Origin of the sequence: Natronorubrum halophilum, from assembly GCF_003670115.1 — an archaeon.
Classification (GTDB): Archaea; Halobacteriota; Halobacteria; order Halobacteriales; family Natrialbaceae; genus Natronorubrum; species Natronorubrum halophilum.
In genome coordinates, this window is sequence record NZ_QQTY01000001.1 from 100,242 (window position 1) to 117,569 (window position 17,328).

The 17,328-nt window shown below is 62.4% G+C and carries 13 protein-coding genes; 4 read left to right on the plus strand and 9 right to left on the minus strand.

Annotated features, from left to right (window positions below):
• Positions 1 to 33: 33 nt before the first annotated feature.
• A complete protein-coding gene (locus DWB23_RS23820; protein WP_121740859.1) occupies positions 34 to 1,200 on the minus strand; it encodes an oligopeptide/dipeptide ABC transporter ATP-binding protein in 1,167 nt (388 codons plus the stop codon).
• Complete coding sequence (locus tag DWB23_RS23825; protein WP_121740860.1) at positions 1,197 to 2,258, minus strand: oligopeptide/dipeptide ABC transporter ATP-binding protein; 1,062 nt, start codon at positions 2,256 to 2,258, stop codon at positions 1,197 to 1,199. Before DWB23_RS23825 ends, DWB23_RS23820 begins: the two co-directional genes overlap by 4 nt.
• A gap of 262 nt (positions 2,259 to 2,520) precedes the next feature.
• Between DWB23_RS23825 and gfo6 the strand changes: the two genes are divergently transcribed.
• Both gfo6 and DWB23_RS00515 read left to right on the plus strand, forming a co-directional pair.
• A complete protein-coding gene (gfo6, locus tag DWB23_RS00510; protein ID WP_121740861.1) occupies positions 2,521 to 3,600 on the plus strand; it encodes a D-xylose 1-dehydrogenase Gfo6 in 1,080 nt (359 codons plus the stop codon).
• 121 nt (positions 3,601 to 3,721) lie between these two features.
• Positions 3,722 to 5,539, plus strand: coding sequence for an ABC transporter substrate-binding protein (locus DWB23_RS00515; protein WP_121740862.1), 1,818 nt, complete (start codon positions 3,722 to 3,724; stop codon positions 5,537 to 5,539).
• Between the two features lie 234 nt (positions 5,540 to 5,773).
• Here the strand turns inward: DWB23_RS00515 and DWB23_RS00520 are convergent, their stop codons facing one another.
• On the minus strand, positions 5,774 to 6,106 hold the full coding sequence (locus tag DWB23_RS00520; protein WP_238717317.1) for a hypothetical protein: 333 nt from the start codon (positions 6,104 to 6,106) through the stop codon (positions 5,774 to 5,776).
• Positions 6,107 to 6,220: 114 nt separating this feature from the next.
• Between DWB23_RS00520 and xacF the strand changes: the two genes are divergently transcribed.
• Positions 6,221 to 7,669, plus strand: coding sequence for a 2,5-dioxovalerate dehydrogenase (xacF, locus tag DWB23_RS00525; RefSeq protein ID WP_121740863.1), 1,449 nt, complete (start codon positions 6,221 to 6,223; stop codon positions 7,667 to 7,669).
• 760 nt (positions 7,670 to 8,429) lie between these two features.
• On the opposite strand, the gene DWB23_RS00530 is transcribed toward xacF, so the two are convergent.
• The 6 genes from DWB23_RS00530 to DWB23_RS00555 form a co-directional block, all read right to left on the minus strand.
• A complete protein-coding gene (locus DWB23_RS00530) occupies positions 8,430 to 9,572 on the minus strand; it encodes an ABC transporter ATP-binding protein (protein WP_121740864.1) in 1,143 nt (380 codons plus the stop codon).
• Position 9,573: 1 nt separating this feature from the next.
• Positions 9,574 to 10,719, minus strand: a complete 1,146-nt coding sequence (locus tag DWB23_RS00535; RefSeq protein ID WP_121740865.1) for an ABC transporter ATP-binding protein — start codon at positions 10,717 to 10,719, stop codon at positions 9,574 to 9,576.
• A 3-nt stretch (positions 10,720 to 10,722) separates the two neighbouring features.
• Positions 10,723 to 11,655 carry a carbohydrate ABC transporter permease gene (locus DWB23_RS00540; protein ID WP_121740866.1) on the minus strand — a complete coding sequence of 311 codons (933 nt, stop codon included), beginning with the start codon at positions 11,653 to 11,655 and terminating at the stop codon, positions 10,723 to 10,725.
• A 2-nt stretch (positions 11,656 to 11,657) separates the two neighbouring features.
• Positions 11,658 to 12,623, minus strand: a complete 966-nt coding sequence (locus DWB23_RS00545) for a carbohydrate ABC transporter permease (protein ID WP_121740867.1) — start codon at positions 12,621 to 12,623, stop codon at positions 11,658 to 11,660.
• Positions 12,624 to 12,709: 86 nt separating this feature from the next.
• Positions 12,710 to 13,993, minus strand: coding sequence for an ABC transporter substrate-binding protein (locus DWB23_RS00550; protein ID WP_238717318.1), 1,284 nt, complete (start codon positions 13,991 to 13,993; stop codon positions 12,710 to 12,712).
• A gap of 199 nt (positions 13,994 to 14,192) precedes the next feature.
• Complete coding sequence (locus DWB23_RS00555; protein ID WP_121740868.1) at positions 14,193 to 15,731, minus strand: family 43 glycosylhydrolase; 1,539 nt, start codon at positions 15,729 to 15,731, stop codon at positions 14,193 to 14,195.
• Between the two features lie 363 nt (positions 15,732 to 16,094).
• Here DWB23_RS00555 and DWB23_RS00560 point away from each other — a divergent pair, with 363 nt between their 5' ends.
• Positions 16,095 to 17,291: an ABC transporter ATP-binding protein gene (locus DWB23_RS00560; protein WP_121740869.1), complete on the plus strand. Its 1,197-nt coding sequence runs from the start codon at positions 16,095 to 16,097 to the stop codon at positions 17,289 to 17,291.
• The last annotated feature ends 37 nt before the right edge of the window (positions 17,292 to 17,328 follow it).

Sequence of the window (17,328 nt, forward strand, 5' to 3'; positions counted from 1 at the left end):
AATCGCGGAAAGTCGGGATCTCGATCGGATCGATCAGGAAGAGGCTTCGTTGGTTGCGGAGGCGTCGTCGACCGTCGACTCTACGGGCTCGTCGTCGGAGATCTCCTCGCTCCGCCAGTACTCGTGGTCTTCGACCTCGCGGAAACACTTCGTCCGGTGGGGTTCGTCGCTATCGCTCTCGTAGAGCGCCGGCGACTGCTGGCGGCAGGTCTCTCGGGCCTCCGGACAGCGGGTGTGGAACCGACAGCCCGCCGGCGGGTTGGTCGCGTCCGGGATGTCGATCTTCCTGACGGGCGGGGACTCGCGCATCGCCTGTTCGGCTTGCTCGGGATCGAGTTTCGGCGTCGCCCACTGGAGCACCTTGGTGTAGGGGTGTTGCGGGTTGTTGATGATCTCGTCGGCCGTGCCGATCTCGACGATCTCGCCGAGGTACATCACCGCGATCTTGCCGCCGGATTTCCCGGCCAGGTAGCGGGCGTTCGCGAGGTCGTGGCTGATGAAGACGAACGAGGTGTCGAAGATTTCCTGCATCTCGAGGAAGAGATCCATCACGCCGATTCGAAGCGAGACGTCGAGCGCGCTGACCGCCTCGTCGGCGAGGATGACCTCCGGTTCGACGAGCAGCGCACGGATGAGCGCGACGCGCTGTTGTTCGCCGCCGGAGAGCTGGTGGACGTACCGCTCCGCGTAGTCCTCCGGCGGGCTGACCCCCGTCCGTTTCAGCATCGAGAGGATGCGCCCGCGCCGTTCCGCGTAGTTGAGGTGGGGATGCCAGCGCTTCAGCGGCACCTCGAGGTTCTCGAGGACGGACCGGTACGGATTGAGCGCGGAGCCGGGGTCCTGGTGGATGATCTGGAGCGAGCGGCGGATCTCCTCGAAGGTGATGCCGTCGTCGTCGCCGTCGCGGACCTCCCAGATGTCGTGGCCGCGGTACTTCACCGAGCCGCGGGTCGGTCGGGTGAGGCCGACCATCGTCTTTCCGAGCGTCGTCTTCCCGCAGCCGCTCTCGCCAACGAGCGCGAGCACGTCGTTCTCGCCCAGATCCAGATCGACGTTGTCGACGGCTCTGACGGTCGGGTCCGTTTCCAGCCCGATTCTGTCACGAAGCCACGACGGCGCGACCGAGTGCATCAGCGACGAGTCCTCGAAGTGCACCTCGAGATCACGGATCGAAACCACCGGCTGCTCGTCGCGGCTCATTCCTCCTCACCTCCGAACGCGAGCGAAACGGCTTCGTCCGCGTTCTTCCAGTAGTGACAGCGCACCTCGTGGGCGTCCGAGACTTGCTCGAACGCCGGGTCGTCGACCTCGCACTTTCCGTCGCCGAGCGGACACCGCGGGTGGTACGAACAGCCCGGCGGGTGGCTGACCGGGTCGGGGCTCTCGCCCTCGATCGGTCGCATCTCCTCGAGCGAGATGTCCAGGTTCGGCGTGGATTTGAGCAGCGCTCGCGTGTACGGGTGGGAGGCGTTCCCGAGGATCTCGGTCGCTTCGCCGACCTCGACGAACTCGAAGGCGTAGAGGACGGCCAGCCGGTCGGCGAAGCCGGAGACGATCGGGAGGTCGTGGCTGATGAACACGAGCGTGAGGTCGTACTTGTCCTTGATGTCGTACAACAGGTTGAGGATCGATCGCTGCATCAGGAGGTCGAGCGCGGCCGTCGGCTCGTCCATGACGAGCACCTCCGGCTCCAGGATCAGGCTCAGCGCGATCAGCGCCCGTTGCTTCTGCCCGCCGGAAAGCTCGTGGGGGAACGAGGAGAGCATTCGATCCGAATCGAGGTGCAGGTCGACGAACAGCTGTCGAGCGCGCTCGAGTCCCTTCGCTTCGTCCCAGCCGTGGGCGTCGAGGGTCTCCTCGAAGTGTTCGCCGATGCTCATCGTCGGATTGAACGCGCTCATCGCCCCCTGGAACACCATCGAAATGTCCTCCCAGCGCACCTCGCGAAGCTCCCAGGGCTGGAGACCCAGAAGGTCTATCGGTCCCCCGTCCGCCGGGTAGTACGTGATCTCCCCGGTCAGGATGCCGGGGTCGACGACGGCGTCGAGCAGCGCGTCGGCGAACATCGACTTCCCGCTGCCGCTCTCGCCGACGACCCCGAGCGTTTCGCCCCGATAGATGTCCATGGTAACGTCGTTGAGCACCTTCGACGTTCCCTTGTCCATGTCGAAGCGGACGTTCGCGTTTCGAACCGTGATGATCGGGTCGTCCGAGACTCGGCGATTCGTCCTCGCCGACTTCGCTGTGTTACTTGACATCTGTGGTCACTCCGTGCGGTCCGCTCGTTCGATCGCAACACCTGGCAATGAGACTCAGTGAACCGAACACACGTGGCATCGAATCACACGTTCGGGCTTGCAATATATATATCATTTCATCACGAAAACGCCTCTCGTCGCGACTAACCGGGACGATGAACGGTGATTCCATCGTCCACGCGTCGTTCGCCGTGCGTTCCCGGGCCGTCCGTCGACGCCGTAATCGACGTGATTTATAGTCGTGAGTCGGGAATCCCCGCGTATGGAACCCGTAGACTTCAGCGAGTACCTCGAGTCGTTCACGCACCGCGAGTGGCAGGAATCGACGGCCGACGACGGTCCCGTTCGGTTCGCCCTGATCGGCCTCGGCTGGTGGACCACCGACAGGGCGATGCCAGCGATCGAGGACTCGACACTCTGTGAGACGACCGTCGTCGTCAGCCGGTCGAAAGAAAAGGCGGATCGGGTCGCGACCGACCACGAGTCGGTCGAGGTCGGTCTCTCGTCCGAGGAGTTCCACGACGGGGCCGCCACCGACGCCTACGACGCGGTCTACGTCTGCACGCCCAACGCTCGCCACCTCGAGTTCGTCGAGAGCGCGGCGGCACACGGCAAGGCGATCCTGTGCGAGAAGCCGATGGAGGCGACTCTCGAGCGGGCACGGCGGCTCGCGGACGCCTGCGAATCCGCGGACGTAACGGCGATGATCGCCTACCGAATGCACACGGAGCCCGCGGTCAGACGCGCGAGAGAACTCGTCCGGGTCGGGGCGATCGGCGAGCCGCGATTCGTCCACGGCTCGATGTCCCAGTCCATCACCGGCTGGGGCCGCGACCAGTGGCGACTGGACGGCGACCTCGTCGGCTACGGGGCGAGCGTCTCGGATCTCGGCATCTACCCGATCAACACGACGCGCTTCATCCTCGACCGCGAGCCGGTGGCCGTCCAGTCGATGATGGACTCGACTCACGACTATTTCGACGACGTGCCGGACGAGGTCGCCGCCTTCACCGTCGAACTCGAGGGCGGGGTGTACGCGAGCTGTACGGCGAGCCAGCACTCGAAACTGGACAGCTTCCTCGAGATCGTTGGCAGCGAGGGAACCGTCACGATCGAGCCGGCGTTCCACATGGAGAGCGGGCTCACCGCGTCGATCGGGAAGACGACCGTCGACGTGGAGACGCCGCAGGTCGATCAGATGGAAGAAGAGTTCGACTACTTCGCCGATCGTCTCCTCGCCGGGCGGGAGCCGGTGGCGACGCCCGACCACGGCCTCGTCGACATGCGAACGCTCGAGTCGATCTACGACGCGGCCGAGCGAGACGAGACCGTTTCGATCTGACCGGTCTGTCGGCGGACGACCAAACGCGGACTGCCCCAGATCCACCGATCGGTAATCCGTACCCCGGGTGTGGGATGGTATCCCGAAACATTTATGATGTATGATAATACATATCACGTCGATGCCAGTGAAGAACCATCGCCAGGAGTATCTGTCACGCCGACGGGTTCTGGCTGCGACCGGTGTAACGGGTGCAGCAGCACTCGCGGGCTGTTTCGGTGAGGACGACGACGCGTCGGACCTGCTGGGCGGGGATTTCGACGAAGTCGACATCGATTACCCCGAAGACTACGAAGACGAGATGAACCAAGCCGTTCCGTCGGGTGCCGTCAACCCGTTCAACGGCGAGTACATCTTCAACCCCTACCACCACTCGTGGAACTCGGGAGACGCCCAGGAGACGATGTGCGAGTACCTCGCCGTCTACAATACGGAAGACGGCGAGTTCATCCCGCGCGTCGCCGAGAACTGGGAAATCGACGATGAAACGCGCCTCACGACGGTCGAGATCAGCGACGAGTACGGCTGGTCCGACGGCACCCCCGTCACCGCCGGCGACTTCGTGACCGCGCTCAAGCTTCAGGCGTACATGCAGATGGGGCTCGAGAAGTACGTCGACCCCGAGGACGGTATTCGGCTCGTCGACGACCACACGTTCGAGATCGAACCGCGGGAGGACTACGTCGGTCTCGAGGAGGAACTCTGGTTGAACCAGTGGATCGAGACGCTCCTCGATGTCTCCGAGACGCAGTTCGGTCCCGTCGTCGGGGAGTTCGAGAACGCGGAGTCCGACGACGAGATCGAAGACGTCCAGCGAGACCTCGTCTCGCTCGAGCCCTACTGGGATCAGATCCTGGTGTCGGGTCCGTTCGCGTTCGTCGAGGCGAACGAGCAGTACGCCGACCAGGTACCCAATCAGCACCACCCGATCGCACAGGATTTTGACTTCTACCTCCGTCACGGCATGTTCGAGGGCGAACAGGGCCTGAAGGCGGGCGAAGTCGACTGGGAACACAACGATCCGACCATCGAGGGGCTCCCCGACAAGTACGGCGAGCCGCCGGTGTCGTTTTCCGGCCAGACGTTTGCGATCATCTTCGGCAGGGACGACGAGTACATCCGGGACTACCCGGCGGTTCGGAAGGCGCTCGCCTACGCCGTCGACATGGAACACCTCGTCAGCGTCGCCACCCCGGAGACGCCGGTCGACGAGTACTCCGCCGGAATCGATATCGGCTACATCGAGCACTTCGTCGAGGAGGACGTGCTGGACGCGATGCCCAACTACGCGCCGCAGGACATCGACACCGCGCAGGCGCTGCTCGAGGACGTCGGCTTCAGCTACGACGACGGCGCGTGGTACACGCCCGACGACGACGAGTGGACGCTGCACTTCCCCGTCGGCGACTGGTTCAGAACGGCGTCCCAGATCGTCTCCGACAACCTCTCCGAGTTCGGCATCGACATGGATCACTACGTCAGCGAGATGCCGACCTGGCAGTCCGAACACGAGGCCAACCTCGACTACGATCTGACCGTCCACCTGAACTACGGGATGGCCCGCCAGTACCACGCCCACGCCGATCTGTACGAGGAGATGTACAACCCCGATCGGGGGATCCTCACCGAACGGAACCTCTTCGGCGAGGAAGTCGAGGTTCCTGAAGTCGGCAACCCGGACGGCGACACGGTGACGATCAGCATCCCCGACGCGCTCGACGGACTCGCGACGGCGAACGACGAGGACGAAGCGATGGAGCACGCGACCCAACTCGCGTGGGCGCACAACCAGCTCTTGCCCGCCGCGATGGTCCACCCGTGGAGCGAACACTACTGGGTGAACGCCGGCGACTGGGACTTCGACCTCGAGTCGGACGCCTGGCTCACCTCGAACCGGATCACGCACTACCTGCTCGAGCACGGCCTGTCGCCGCAGTAGTCGTTCGTCCGCACAGTCGCCGACCGCCTCGAGTCGATCCGACAGATTCGTTTTCGACGACTGATCAGTACCCGATACGGTGCCTATCGCGGCGCTGTAACCCGGACCGATCGACGATCGTTCTCCTCATAACGGTGCCCGTCGTCGAGCGCTACTCGGTGCTCGACTCACGCTCGCGAAATCGTGAACGGACCGACCGCCGCAATCCACGATCCGAGAAGCGGACTCGCCCGGTCAGACTTCGACGACTGTGTTCGAGAGCGTTCCGACCCCCTCGGGGTCGATTCCGACCTCGTCGCCTTCGTGGAGCGCGAACCCCTGCTCGGGGACCAGCGACGCCCCGGGCAGGAGAACTGAGACATCCGGAACGGCGTTGTGCATGACATAACAGCCGACCAGTTCCTCGACGGAGCGCCCCATCTTGCTCGTGCTCGTCGACTCGTCGTACGAGACGTCGTCACCGCTGCTGCCGACCCCCTCGTCCGGACCGACGGTCCGATCCGGTGTTGCCTTGAAGAACACCTCCGGACGATCGCTCTCGTAGACGTCGAGGTACGTGTCCGGCATGGAGCTCACAGCTTTGCGCGCCTCCTCGCTGATGTGGTTAGTCTCGATAGTCTCGATGCGGAGATTCCTGTGTCGATCACAAGAATTCTATATCCGGTCCACCATGTCTCCGTTGTGACCGCACGCTACCAGAACTACGTGAGCGGAGAATGGACCGAGTCCGAAACGAACGAGACGTTCGAAACGACCGATCCGGCCGCGCCGGCGGAAGTCGTCGCCGAGTATCAACGCTCGAGCGCCGACGACGCGAACGCCGCCGTCGAAGCCGCCGCGGCCGCACAGGACGAGTGGGCGGAGACACCCGCGCCCGAACGCGGTGCGATTTTGCGCAAGGCGGCCTCGATCTTGGCCGACCGGAAAGACGAACTCACCGAGCTCCTCACGCAAGAGGAGGGCAAGACCCACGCCGAAGCCGGCGGTGAGGTCCAACGGGCCATCGACATCTTCTACTACTACGCGGAGAAGACGCGCGACCTCGGCGGGTCGGTAAAGTCCGCGAGCGGACCGCGAACGAACCTCTACACCGTCAACGAACCGGTCGGCGTCACCGCGCTGATCACGCCGTGGAACTACCCGATCGCCATCCCGGCCTGGAAGCTCGCACCCGCACTCGCCACCGGAAACGCGGTCGTCCTCAACCCGGCCTCGGTCGCTCCCGGCGTCGCCATCGAACTCTTCGATGCGCTCGACGAAGCGGGACTCCCCGACGGCGCGGCGAACGTCGTCACCGGTCCCGGCAGCACCGTCGGCGACGCGATCATCACCCACGAAGCCGTCGACGCCGTCTCCTTTACCGGCTCCGGTCAGGTCGGTCACATGGTCTACGACAAGGCAACCGACGACGGCAAGCGCGTCCAGACCGAACTCGGCGGGAAGAACCCGACCGTCGTCTCCGACAGCGCCGACGTCGAGGAGGCGGCCGAGATCGTCGCTTCGGGCGCGTTCGGCGTCACCGGTCAGGCCTGTACCGCCTGCTCTCGAGCGATCGTCCACACCGACGTCTACGACGAGTTCGTCGACGCGGTCGTCGCGGAGGCCGAGTCGATCGAGATCGGCCCCGGCGACGAGTACGACATGGGGCCCCAGGTCACCGAGAGCGAACTCGAGGGCACGCTCGAGTACATCGAGATCGCCGAGGAGGAGGGCGCGACGCTCGCGACGGGTGGCGGCCAACCCGAGGGCGAGCGCTTCGGCGACGGCTACTACGTCGAACCGACGGTCTTTACCGACGTCGACAACGATTTCCGACTCGCACAGGAGGAGGTGTTCGGACCCGTCCTTGCCGTGATCGAAGTCGAGAACTACGAGGACGGCCTCGAGACGGCCAACGACGTCGACTTCGGACTCTCGGCGAGTATCGTCACGGACGATCACACTGAGGCCGAGCGGTTCGTCCGCGAGGTCGAAGCCGGTGTCGCCAAGGTCAACGCGAAGACGACCGGTCTCGAGTTGCACGTGCCCTTCGGCGGGTTCAAGCAGTCCTCGAGCGAGACCTGGCGCGAGCAGGGTGACGCCGGGATCGACTTCTACACGATCGAGAAGACGGTCTACGACGGTTTCTGATAGCGACGACGACGAGCGGTAGAACCGCGGTCTTTTTTGGAGACGGTCACTCGCGAGCGAACGGTCCGTATACGATTCGAGGCCGGATCGACACCGAACGGCCACCGAACCGGACGCGACGCGATCCGGGACAGCGGAAACGATGCGCGCTCAACGACGAAACGGGTGACCGCCGACCGCGGGCCGACGGTGTAGAAGCCACTCGCGGGTACGGGATCGATAGTAGCGCGAAACTCGATTCTCCATTACAGAATCTCCACCACCTCTTCAGAACATCGTATATGAAGCACACATTCTCCCACGGTACTCCTTCCCAAGAACGTGTTCTGTCAACGCACTCCCGAAAACGAGGTACGAAGCGCTACCGAGCCGGAGACGGTGCTCGAGGCGGACGGAAACCGGTCGCGATCCTCGAGTCGCCGCCGATTCCAGAGATATTTACAATAGTACAGGCGTAATTCCACGCGCCGAAAGGCGGTTGTTGCTCCCGAGGGCGAGCGATATCCATCCGGGGACTGAGTTCAGGGGACTGCCCGACTACAGAGAATCCGTATGAATTTTCCTTACCATATGTTCTGCGATAGTGAATGATGTTCTCTGTGAGTGTGCGACCCGAGGGAGACGTTCGTCGGTCGAGTCGAATAGCGTAGCGCGCGAGCGTTTTTCCGCACGGGCGAAACGTATCGCTCGAGGGCACCGTCAGTACTCGATCGGTTCGCTCGGCCGGAGCGGTTCACCCGTCGGTGCCGAAACCCGCAGCTTACGGAAGCACCTCATCCGCCGTCCCGGAGAACGATACCGTCCGGTTCTTGATCGCGACGCCGCTGTCGCCGTCGAAAAGGTGGATCGCCGCCTCGGGGAACTCGACGCCGATCCGATCGCCAGCGTCGACGCTCGGGATCCCCTCGGTCGTCGCGAGGAACTCCTCGCCGTCCGTCGCGCCGTCGAACCGAAGGTGGATGATGTTCTCGTTGCCCATCGGCTCGACGATGACGACCTCGGCCTCGAATCGGCCTGGGAGGAGTTCCTCGGCGAGTCGAACGTCTTCCGGACGGATCCCAAGCAGGAGATCGGTTCCCGCCTCGATATCGCGCCGTGAATCCGCGGACAGCGGGTACTCGAACGAGTCGGTCACCGCTGCGTTCTCCTCGAGACGTCCGTCGAAGACGTTCATCGACGGCTCACCGATGAACCCCGCGACGAACAGGTTGTTCGGCTCGTGGTAACACTCGAGCGGCGTCCCGACCTGCTGGAGTCGCCCCTCGTGTAACACGGCGATCCGATCGCCCATCGTCATCGCCTCCGTCTGATCGTGGGTGACGTAGACCGACGTGACGTCGAGTTGTTCCTGGAGGTGCTGGAGTTCGCTTCGCATCTCCGCGCGGAGTTTCGCGTCGAGGTTCGACAGCGGCTCGTCCAGCAAGAAGACGTCGGGATCGCGAACGATCGCTCGCCCGAGCGCGACCCGCTGTTGCTGGCCGCCCGAGAGTTCGCCGGGCTTGCGATCCAGCAGGTCCTCGATACCCATCATCGCCGCCGTCTCTTCGACCGTCTCGGCGATCGCCGCGTCGGAGAGATCCGTCGACTCCTCGAGACCGAAGGACATGTTCGCCCGGACGGTTTTGTGGGGATACAGCGCGTACGACTGGAACACCATCGCGATGTCTCGCTCCTGCGCGGGGACATCGTTGATCGATCGCTCGCCGAGTCTGATCTCGCCGTCGGTGACCTCCTCGAGGCCGGCGATCATGCGTAACGTCGTCGACTTCCCACAGCCGGAGGGACCGACGAGGACGAGGAAGTCCCCGTCGGGAACGTCGACGGAAACGTCTTCGACCGCAACGACGCTCATTTCTCCGTCCCGGTACTCCTTGGTTACGTCGTCGAGTGCTAAGCGTGCCATGTTAGATCGTGAGCTCCTGTGTGGTTTCGAGCCGGCGGTTACAGAGCGCGTCGCCGGTTTCTCCGTCGAAGAGGTGGACCGTCTCCGGATCGATAGTGACGACGACCGATTCGCCCACGGCGACGATCTGCATGCCGTCGGTTACCGCGCGTACGGCGTCGTGGTCGGCCGCGTCGTCGGCGTGTGTGAGGGAGACGACGTTCTGGTCCCCGTGCGTTTCGGTGACGGTCACGGTCATCCGGAACTCGTACGGCCCGAGACTCTCCGCCGACGTCTCGTCGGCGCGGCGAACGTCGATCGCCTCGGGACGGACGCCGAAGACGAGTTCGTCGGCGTCGCCGACGGTCCGCTCGAGGCGCTCGTCGAACGGGTACTCGATGTGTCCGCTGTCGAACCCGGTCTCTGATCGACGCCCGTGGAGGAAGTTCATCATGGGTTCGCCGATGAATCCGGCGACGAACTGATTTGCGGGCTCGTGATAGATCTCGAGCGGTTCCCCCACCTGCTGGAGTCGACCGCCGTCCAGCACGGCGATCCGATCGCCCATCGTCATCGCCTCCGTCTGATTGTGGGTGACGTAGACCGTCGTCACGTCCAGGTCGGCCTGCAAACGCTGGAGTTCCGTCCGCATCTGGGTCCGGAGTTTGGCATCGAGGTTGGCCAGTGGCTCGTCCATCAGGAACACCTCGGGATCGCGAACGATCGCTCGCCCGAGCGCGACCCGCTGTTGCTGGCCGCCCGAGAGTTCGCCGGGCTTGCGGTCCAGCAAGTCGTCGATGCCGAGGGTTTCGGCGACGTCCGCGACTCGCTCGTCCCGCTCGCTGTCGGTGTACCCCGCCTCCTCCTCCAGACCGAACCGCATGTTCTCCCGAACGGTCATGTGCGGATAGAGGGCGTAATCCTGAAAGACCATCGCGATGTCTCGGTTCTGGGGGACGCGATAGTTCATGTGATCGCCGGCGATGTAGAGGTCCCCCGACGTCGGCGTCTCGAGACCGGCCATCATGCGGAGCGTCGTCGACTTTCCACACCCCGAGGGACCGACCAACACGAGGAACTCGCTGTCCTCGACGTCGAGCGTCACGTCCTCGACGGCAACCGTCTCTCCGAATCGCTTCGTCAGGTGATCGAGTTGAATTCGTCCCATTGGTTATGCACTCTCCGTTTCCAGTCCCTTTGCGAACTGTTCGGCGAAGGCAACGTACAGGATGATCGTCGGTAGTGCCGCGAGGAACGCCGCCGACATCCGGATCCCGAAGTCGATTCCCGACGTCGACGTGCCGATGGCCGGGATGATCAGCGTGACCGGCGATTCCGGCGAGTTCGCACTCGAGATGAGGGTAAACGAGAACAGGAACTCGTTGTAGATCTGGGTGAACTGGTAGATGAAGACGACGCCGAACATCGGTTTCGATATCGGGAGGATGATGCGGCGGTAGATCTTCGTAACGCTCGCGCCGTCGATTTTGGCCGCCTCGACCAGCGAGTTCGGCAGGCTCTGGTAGTACGATCGGAAGAGGATCATACAGATCGGAATCCCGTAGGCGACGTGGGTGATGATCAGCGGTACGAGATCGGCGTGATACCCCTGAAGCAGCGGTACCGTCACGAACAGCGGCGAGAGCATATCCGCAAGCGGAAACGTGTTGTTCCAGAACCGAGCCAGCGGAACCAACACGGCCTGGTACGGCACGAAGATCCCGATGAGAAACAGGACCAAGATCCCGAGTTGGCCGCGCCATTTGACCATCGTCAGACCGAACGCCGCCATGCTCGCGAGCAACACGTTGATGATCGTCGCTGGAATCGCCATCAGCAGCGAGTTGAAGAACCCGCTCGAAAGCCGGTCAAACGCGTACTCGAGGTTCTCGAGCGTGAACCCCTCGCCCAGTGGCGGCATGAACGGGACCGTCCGAGCGATGGCCTGGTTCGTTTTCAGTGCCGTCATGATCCCCGTCACCAGCGGGAGGAGGAAGAACCCGAGGAAGAGGACGATCAGCGTGTAGTGGCCGATCCGCCTGAGGTTGACGTCTTCGACGACCGATGCAACGTCGAGGTTCGTATCGGATGTTGACTGTGACATTGTTAGAGACTCCCCTGTCGGTACTGGAAGACGAGATACGGTGCGATGACGGCGAGCGAGAGCAACAACAGCAACGTTGCGATCGCCGCACCGTACGCCCACTGACCGTACTGGAACGCCTCGCGAACCATCAGCGTCGCCAGGATGTCGGTTCCGTTCGGCGGCCGATAGTCACCGGAGATGGCATAGAGGAAGTCAAACGCCTTGAGAGCGAACAACATCAGGACGACGGCGGCACCGACGGACGCCTGCTTGAGCTGTGGAATAATGATTCGAAGATACGTCTTGGTCGGACTCGCGCCGTCGACTTTCGCTGCCTCGAACTGATCTGACGGAAGCGACTGGAGTCCGGCCAGGAAGACGACCATCGCGTAGCCGCTGAACTGCCACACCAGGGCGAAGATAACCGCCGCGAGCGCGAGTCGGGGATTGCCCAGCCAGTTGATCGATTCGAACCCGAGCGTCGTCACGAATACGTTCAACACCCCGTTGTCCCCGGAGCTGTACATCCATAACCAGAGCTGGGCCGTCACGACGAACGAAAGGGCCATCGGCAGGAGATAGATCGTCTGGATCGTCTCCCTGTATCTGATCCCGTGATCGATGAGGACCGCGAGGAACAGTCCGAGCCCCAGGGAAATCGACGTGAACCCGACGAGCAACACGAAGTTCTGGAACGCGGCCTGCCGGAACGATTCGTCCGCGAGCGCCGTTCGATACATCTCGAGGTTTAAATCGGTGAACTCCGGACGGCCGATTCCCGCGTAGTCCGTAAAGGAAACCGCGAGGTTGTAGCCGATCCCGCCGTACACCGCGAATCCCATGAGAAGGAAGGGGATTCCCCAGTACGGCGACGACCGAACGAAGTCGCTGTTGAGGAAATATCTGAGTTTCGTCTTCCAGTCCACCGCCTCTTCGGTCGCCCCCGTCGTCGAGTCCGTGGTTTCAGTTGTGTCGTGCGTTGCCATCTAACTACCAGATTATGTCTATCATCTTAACTGATTTGTTGGTTGTAGTGTGATATCGGACAACATGCTTGGGCGCGAGTCCGCCGCTACTGGGACACGGCGTCGAGCAGGGTATCCGCCGCCGCTTCGGCGTCGTAGGGGCCCATGAAGTGGTCTCCGATCGCACCCTCGCAGTCGTTTTGCTGCTGGGGTTCGACGGCGAGTCCGTGCGCGAGCGTCGGCGGATACTGCTCCGAGTCGAGGAGTTCTTCGTAGGTCATCGCCAGGAAATCCGTCAGTTCGCCCGAGTCGATATCCGTTCGCAGCGGCACCGATCCCTTGAGGTTGTTGAACTCGATTTGGGCCTCCTTCGTTCCGACGAACTTCTGCCACTCGACCGTCTCGTCCGGACTCGGATTGTCGCCCGGCGTGACGAACGCGTCGAGGTGGTAGAAGTACACGCCCTCGGTACCGGGGAAGGGAATCCAGTCCCACTCCTCCCCGTAGTTGAACTCGTCGTCGGCCCGGTACATCCCGTACTGCCAGTTCCCGCCGTGAATGCACGCGGCCTCGTCGGCGATTAGTTTCTGTGCGGCCTGCGTGTACCCGATCGACGACGCGTCGCCGTTGATGTAGTTCTCCTGAATCTCCTGGAGCGTTTCTAACGCGTCGATTATCGCGCCCCTGTCGCCGTTGCCTTCGATGAAGTCCATGTAGGCGTCGACGCCGGATTGGCTCGAGAGAATCTGGACCCACGTCTGCAACCCGAGGAACGCCGACCGCATTCCGTGGGCGAACGGAACGTAATCGGTCTCCTGATCGATCGTCTCGAGGGCGTCGAGGAGGGCGGACATGCTCCCGAGACTCTCCGCGTCGATGCCCGCCTCGTCGAAGGCGGCCGTATTGTAAAACAGGTTGTTCATCCGGTGTGAACCGATTGGCACCGCCGGCATCTTCCCGTTGAACGTACAGAGTTCGACGGCTCGGTCCTGTATGTTCTCCTTTAATCCCTCGGCCTCCCAGACGTCCTCCTCGAGGTCCATGAGCACCCCTTCGTACCGTTTGAGGTTGTTTCCCGGCCAGTTGGCGAACGAACTCATCGGATTCTCGTTCGTCAATCGCTGCAGGATGGCCGTATTCAGTTCGACGTTCCCGTCCCCACCGACAGGTTCGAAGGTCGCGTCGATATCGGGGTGTTCCTCCTCGAACGCGTCCGTGAGCGTGTTGATCGCGTCCGCACCGTCGCCGCCGGTCCAGCCGTGGAGCACCTCGAATCCGCCATCCTCGCTACCGCCGGTGCAGCCCGCTATCCCGGCCGCAGCCCCCGCTGCGATACCGCCGAGATACGTTCGTCTGTCTATCTCACCCACTGGTTTGTCATTGTCAACCATACTGATTGGACGGTAATCCTACATCTTTATAAAATTATCGGTCAGCACGATCTCGCTGTAGATTCGCGGGGCGCGACGGGTAGTCCGAGAACGCTTCGCGTCGGGGTTCGATCGATCACCGTCGCCGTCTCACCGAATCGTATCCCCAGCGGCCCGTGGAGACCGCTCGAAACCGGTCGAGAAACGAATGGGTGGGCCCTCAGACCGGATCGAAGGTCCACTTCTGGTTGTCGCTGTCCCGCCAACTCCACTGGATGACGTCGGCACCGTCGTCGCTCGACGCATCCAGCACGTCCGCGACGTACCCGTTCGCGTTGTTCTCGAGGCGATACGTGCCGTCACCGTTGTCGATCACGGCCCAGCGCTGGTCGGCATCGTCGCTCCAGGAGCGTTGGACCAGGCTCGCGCCTTCGCTCGTCGAGCCATCCGCCGCCGACAGCACGTACCCGGAGTTGACGTTCTCGAGTCGAGAGGTCCCGTCGCCGTTCTTGATCACATTCCATTCCTGACACGGATGGCCGGTGTCCGACCACTGGTTGACGTTCGCGCCTTCGCTGGTGTCTGCGTCCCCGACCTCCAGATACAGGCCGCTGTTGACGTTCGAGAGCCGGTACGTTCCCGCGGTGATCGGGCCGCCGTTGTCACCGTCATCGTGACAGTGCGTGCCGCTGCCGGGAACCGCGGCTACGTCGCTCGGCGTTCCATCGCAGCCGATCACCGGCCAGTCGTCCTCCCAGTCGATGCGATCCATCATGAGCACGCGGCGCGGCACGCCGTCGATGAACTCCGGTTCATCAGCGTTGTAGGCGTGGTAGATCATCCACTCCGACCCGTCGTCGTAGGTCGTGATGTCGCCGTGAGCGGCTCCCGGGAACTGGGCGCTGCCGGTGAGGACCGGGACGCCCTCGTTGTGGTCGTCGTAGTCCAGCAGATCGACGCCGTTCTGGTCGACGTACGGTCCGAAGAAGTCAGTCGACCGCCCGACCTCGTACTCGTACGTACTGCTGTGGCCGTCACAGCAGGTGCCCGTCGAAACGAACAGATAGTGATACCCGTTCCGTTCGTAGTGAATCGTCCCCTCGTAGGCGTCGCCGGCGAGTTGCGTGGCCGTCGACATGTCGACGTCTTGGAGGTCTGACGTGAGCTCCGCGACGTAGATGCCCTGAAAACTCCCCCAGAAGAGGTAGGGCGTCCCCTGGTGTTCGACGAAGTAGGCATCGATGGTTCCGCCGCCCGTATCGCCGTCGCCGATAACCTGTCCATGGTCGGTAAACGGCCCGTCGGGTGTGTCAGACGTCGCGAGGCCGATGCCGAACTCGCCGCTCTCCCACGGGCGCGGCTCGAGCGAGTAGAACATGACCCACTCGCCGTCGAAGTAGTGAACGTTCGGTGCCCAGATCGACCCGTACGTCCAGCCGGGACGCGTGTCGAACGCTTCCCCCTCGAAGGTCCAGTTCACCAGATCCGTCGAGGAGAGGATCGTCACGAGCAACTCGTCACTGTCGTTCTCTCGGTCCATGTTCGTGCCGTACGCCCACCACGTGCCGTCGTCGGCACGGTGAATTTCCGGATCGGGGAAATGTGGCTCGTACAGTGAGTTAGTGTAGTGGTCTCCACCGTGATCGGCGACCGCTGACCCGCTCGATCCGAGGACACCCGTAGTTCCGACCGCTCCGACTCCGATCGCTTTCAGAACGGTACGTCTGTTCGTCTCGTTGCAGTCATGACTGTCTGCCAACGGATGAATGTCACATACAGACACACTTATAAATATTTATAATTTGTAATATATATATATATGGAAATAATCAGTGGATATCCGTCAGAGACCCCTCGAACTACGGTTCGCTGAAATACCGGTCTGGTCTTCGCCAGTCCACTAACCCCACTGAAGAACGTCGGCACCGTCGGCACGCCGGCGTCGGTCCGTTCAGAACGTCGCTCTCTCACTGATCACCCGGTCAGTGTACCGGCACGAAACGGACCCTGATGTGGATCGGCACCTCGCTATCAACAGCCTTTGTGGCGGACGGTGGAGTCCGCACCGCCGTTAGTGAACCTCCCCAAAGAATATTAACTCCTCCCTTCGAACGTCTTCGTAATGAGTTCGATCGACTTCGCTAGCGTCAGAAAGGTGTATGACGAGAATATCGTCGCCGTCGATGGGTTCGATCTCACGATCAACAGCGGCGAGTTCCTGACACTCGTGGGTCCGAGCGGCTCCGGGAAGTCGACGCTGCTGCGAATGGTCGCCGGCCTCGAGGATATTACCGACGGGACGATATCGATCGGCGGCGAAACCGTCAACAAGCTTCCGCCGCGTCATCGCGACATCGCGATGGTGTTTCAGAGCTACGCGCTGTATCCTCACCTGAGCGTCCGCGAGAACATGGCGTTCGGTCTCAAACGCTCGACCGACCTACCCGACGAGGAGATCTACGGACGCGTCGAGGATGTCGCCCAACTCATGGGGATCCCGGAGTTGCTCGACGACCGACCGAAACAGCTCTCGGGCGGCCAGCAACAGCGGGTCGCGACCGGACGTGCGATCGTCAGAGAACCGGCCGTCTTCCTGTTCGACGAGCCGCTGTCGAACCTCGACGCGAAACTCCGAAAGCACATGCGAACCGAACTCCAGCGAATCCAGCAGGAACTCGACACCACGGCGATCTACGTCACGCACGATCAGGAGGAAGCGATGACGATGTCCGACCGGATCGCCATCCTCAACCACGGCGAACTTCAGCAAGTTGGGACGCCTCGAGACGTCTACAACCACCCGCAAAACCTGTTCGTCGCACAGTTCATCGGGAGCCCGTCGATGAACGTCTTCGACGTGCAGTACGAACCCGGTGACGAAAACGGACGACTCGTTGGAGACGTGACGCTCGAGATCGGCCCGGAGCAAGCGGCCCGGATCGAGAACGCGACCACCGACGAACTGAAACTCGGTATCCGGCCCGAAGACATCAGCGTCAGCCAAACCAGCAGCGAGGAACACATCGCCGCGTACGTCGACATCATCGAACCGCTGGGCGGCCACGACTTGTTGTACTTCGAGTTAGAAGAGACGGATAACTTCGTCTCGTCGGATGCCTCCACTCTCGGCGACGATACGGCGCCGGAAGCGGAGGTCAACGAGCGCAAAGCGTTCATCGAGCCCGAATCGATCTCTGAAGACGCTCACGAAGTGTTCCTGAACCTCAACCTCGAACAAGCACACGTGTTCGACGCCGAAACCGGCCTCAACGTCGTCTACATCGACGAACAGGAGCAGGAAGTCGCCCCGTCGGTGTAGGCAGACGAGCGGTACCTTTTTGCCGAGTTGGGAACTG

Bases quoted from the DNA above. Each gene is read 5' to 3' on its own strand.
- DWB23_RS23820 (WP_121740859.1), bottom strand. From the start codon at position 1,200: ATGAGCCGCGACGAGCAGCCGGTGGTTTCGATCCGTGATCTCGAGGTG.
- DWB23_RS23825 (WP_121740860.1), bottom strand. From the start codon at position 2,258: ATGTCAAGTAACACAGCGAAGTCGGCGAGGACGAATCGCCGAGTCTCG.
- gfo6 (WP_121740861.1), top strand. From the start codon at position 2,521: ATGGAACCCGTAGACTTCAGCGAGTACCTCGAGTCGTTCACGCACCGC.
- DWB23_RS00515 (WP_121740862.1), top strand. From the start codon at position 3,722: ATGCCAGTGAAGAACCATCGCCAGGAGTATCTGTCACGCCGACGGGTT.
- DWB23_RS00520 (WP_238717317.1), bottom strand. From the start codon at position 6,106: ATGCCGGACACGTACCTCGACGTCTACGAGAGCGATCGTCCGGAGGTG.
- DWB23_RS00530 (WP_121740864.1), bottom strand. From the start codon at position 9,572: ATGGCACGCTTAGCACTCGACGACGTAACCAAGGAGTACCGGGACGGA.
- DWB23_RS00535 (WP_121740865.1), bottom strand. From the start codon at position 10,719: ATGGGACGAATTCAACTCGATCACCTGACGAAGCGATTCGGAGAGACG.
- DWB23_RS00540 (WP_121740866.1), bottom strand. From the start codon at position 11,655: ATGTCACAGTCAACATCCGATACGAACCTCGACGTTGCATCGGTCGTC.
- DWB23_RS00545 (WP_121740867.1), bottom strand. From the start codon at position 12,623: ATGGCAACGCACGACACAACTGAAACCACGGACTCGACGACGGGGGCG.
- DWB23_RS00550 (WP_238717318.1), bottom strand. From the start codon at position 13,993: ATGGTTGACAATGACAAACCAGTGGGTGAGATAGACAGACGAACGTAT.
- DWB23_RS00560 (WP_121740869.1), top strand. From the start codon at position 16,095: ATGAGTTCGATCGACTTCGCTAGCGTCAGAAAGGTGTATGACGAGAAT.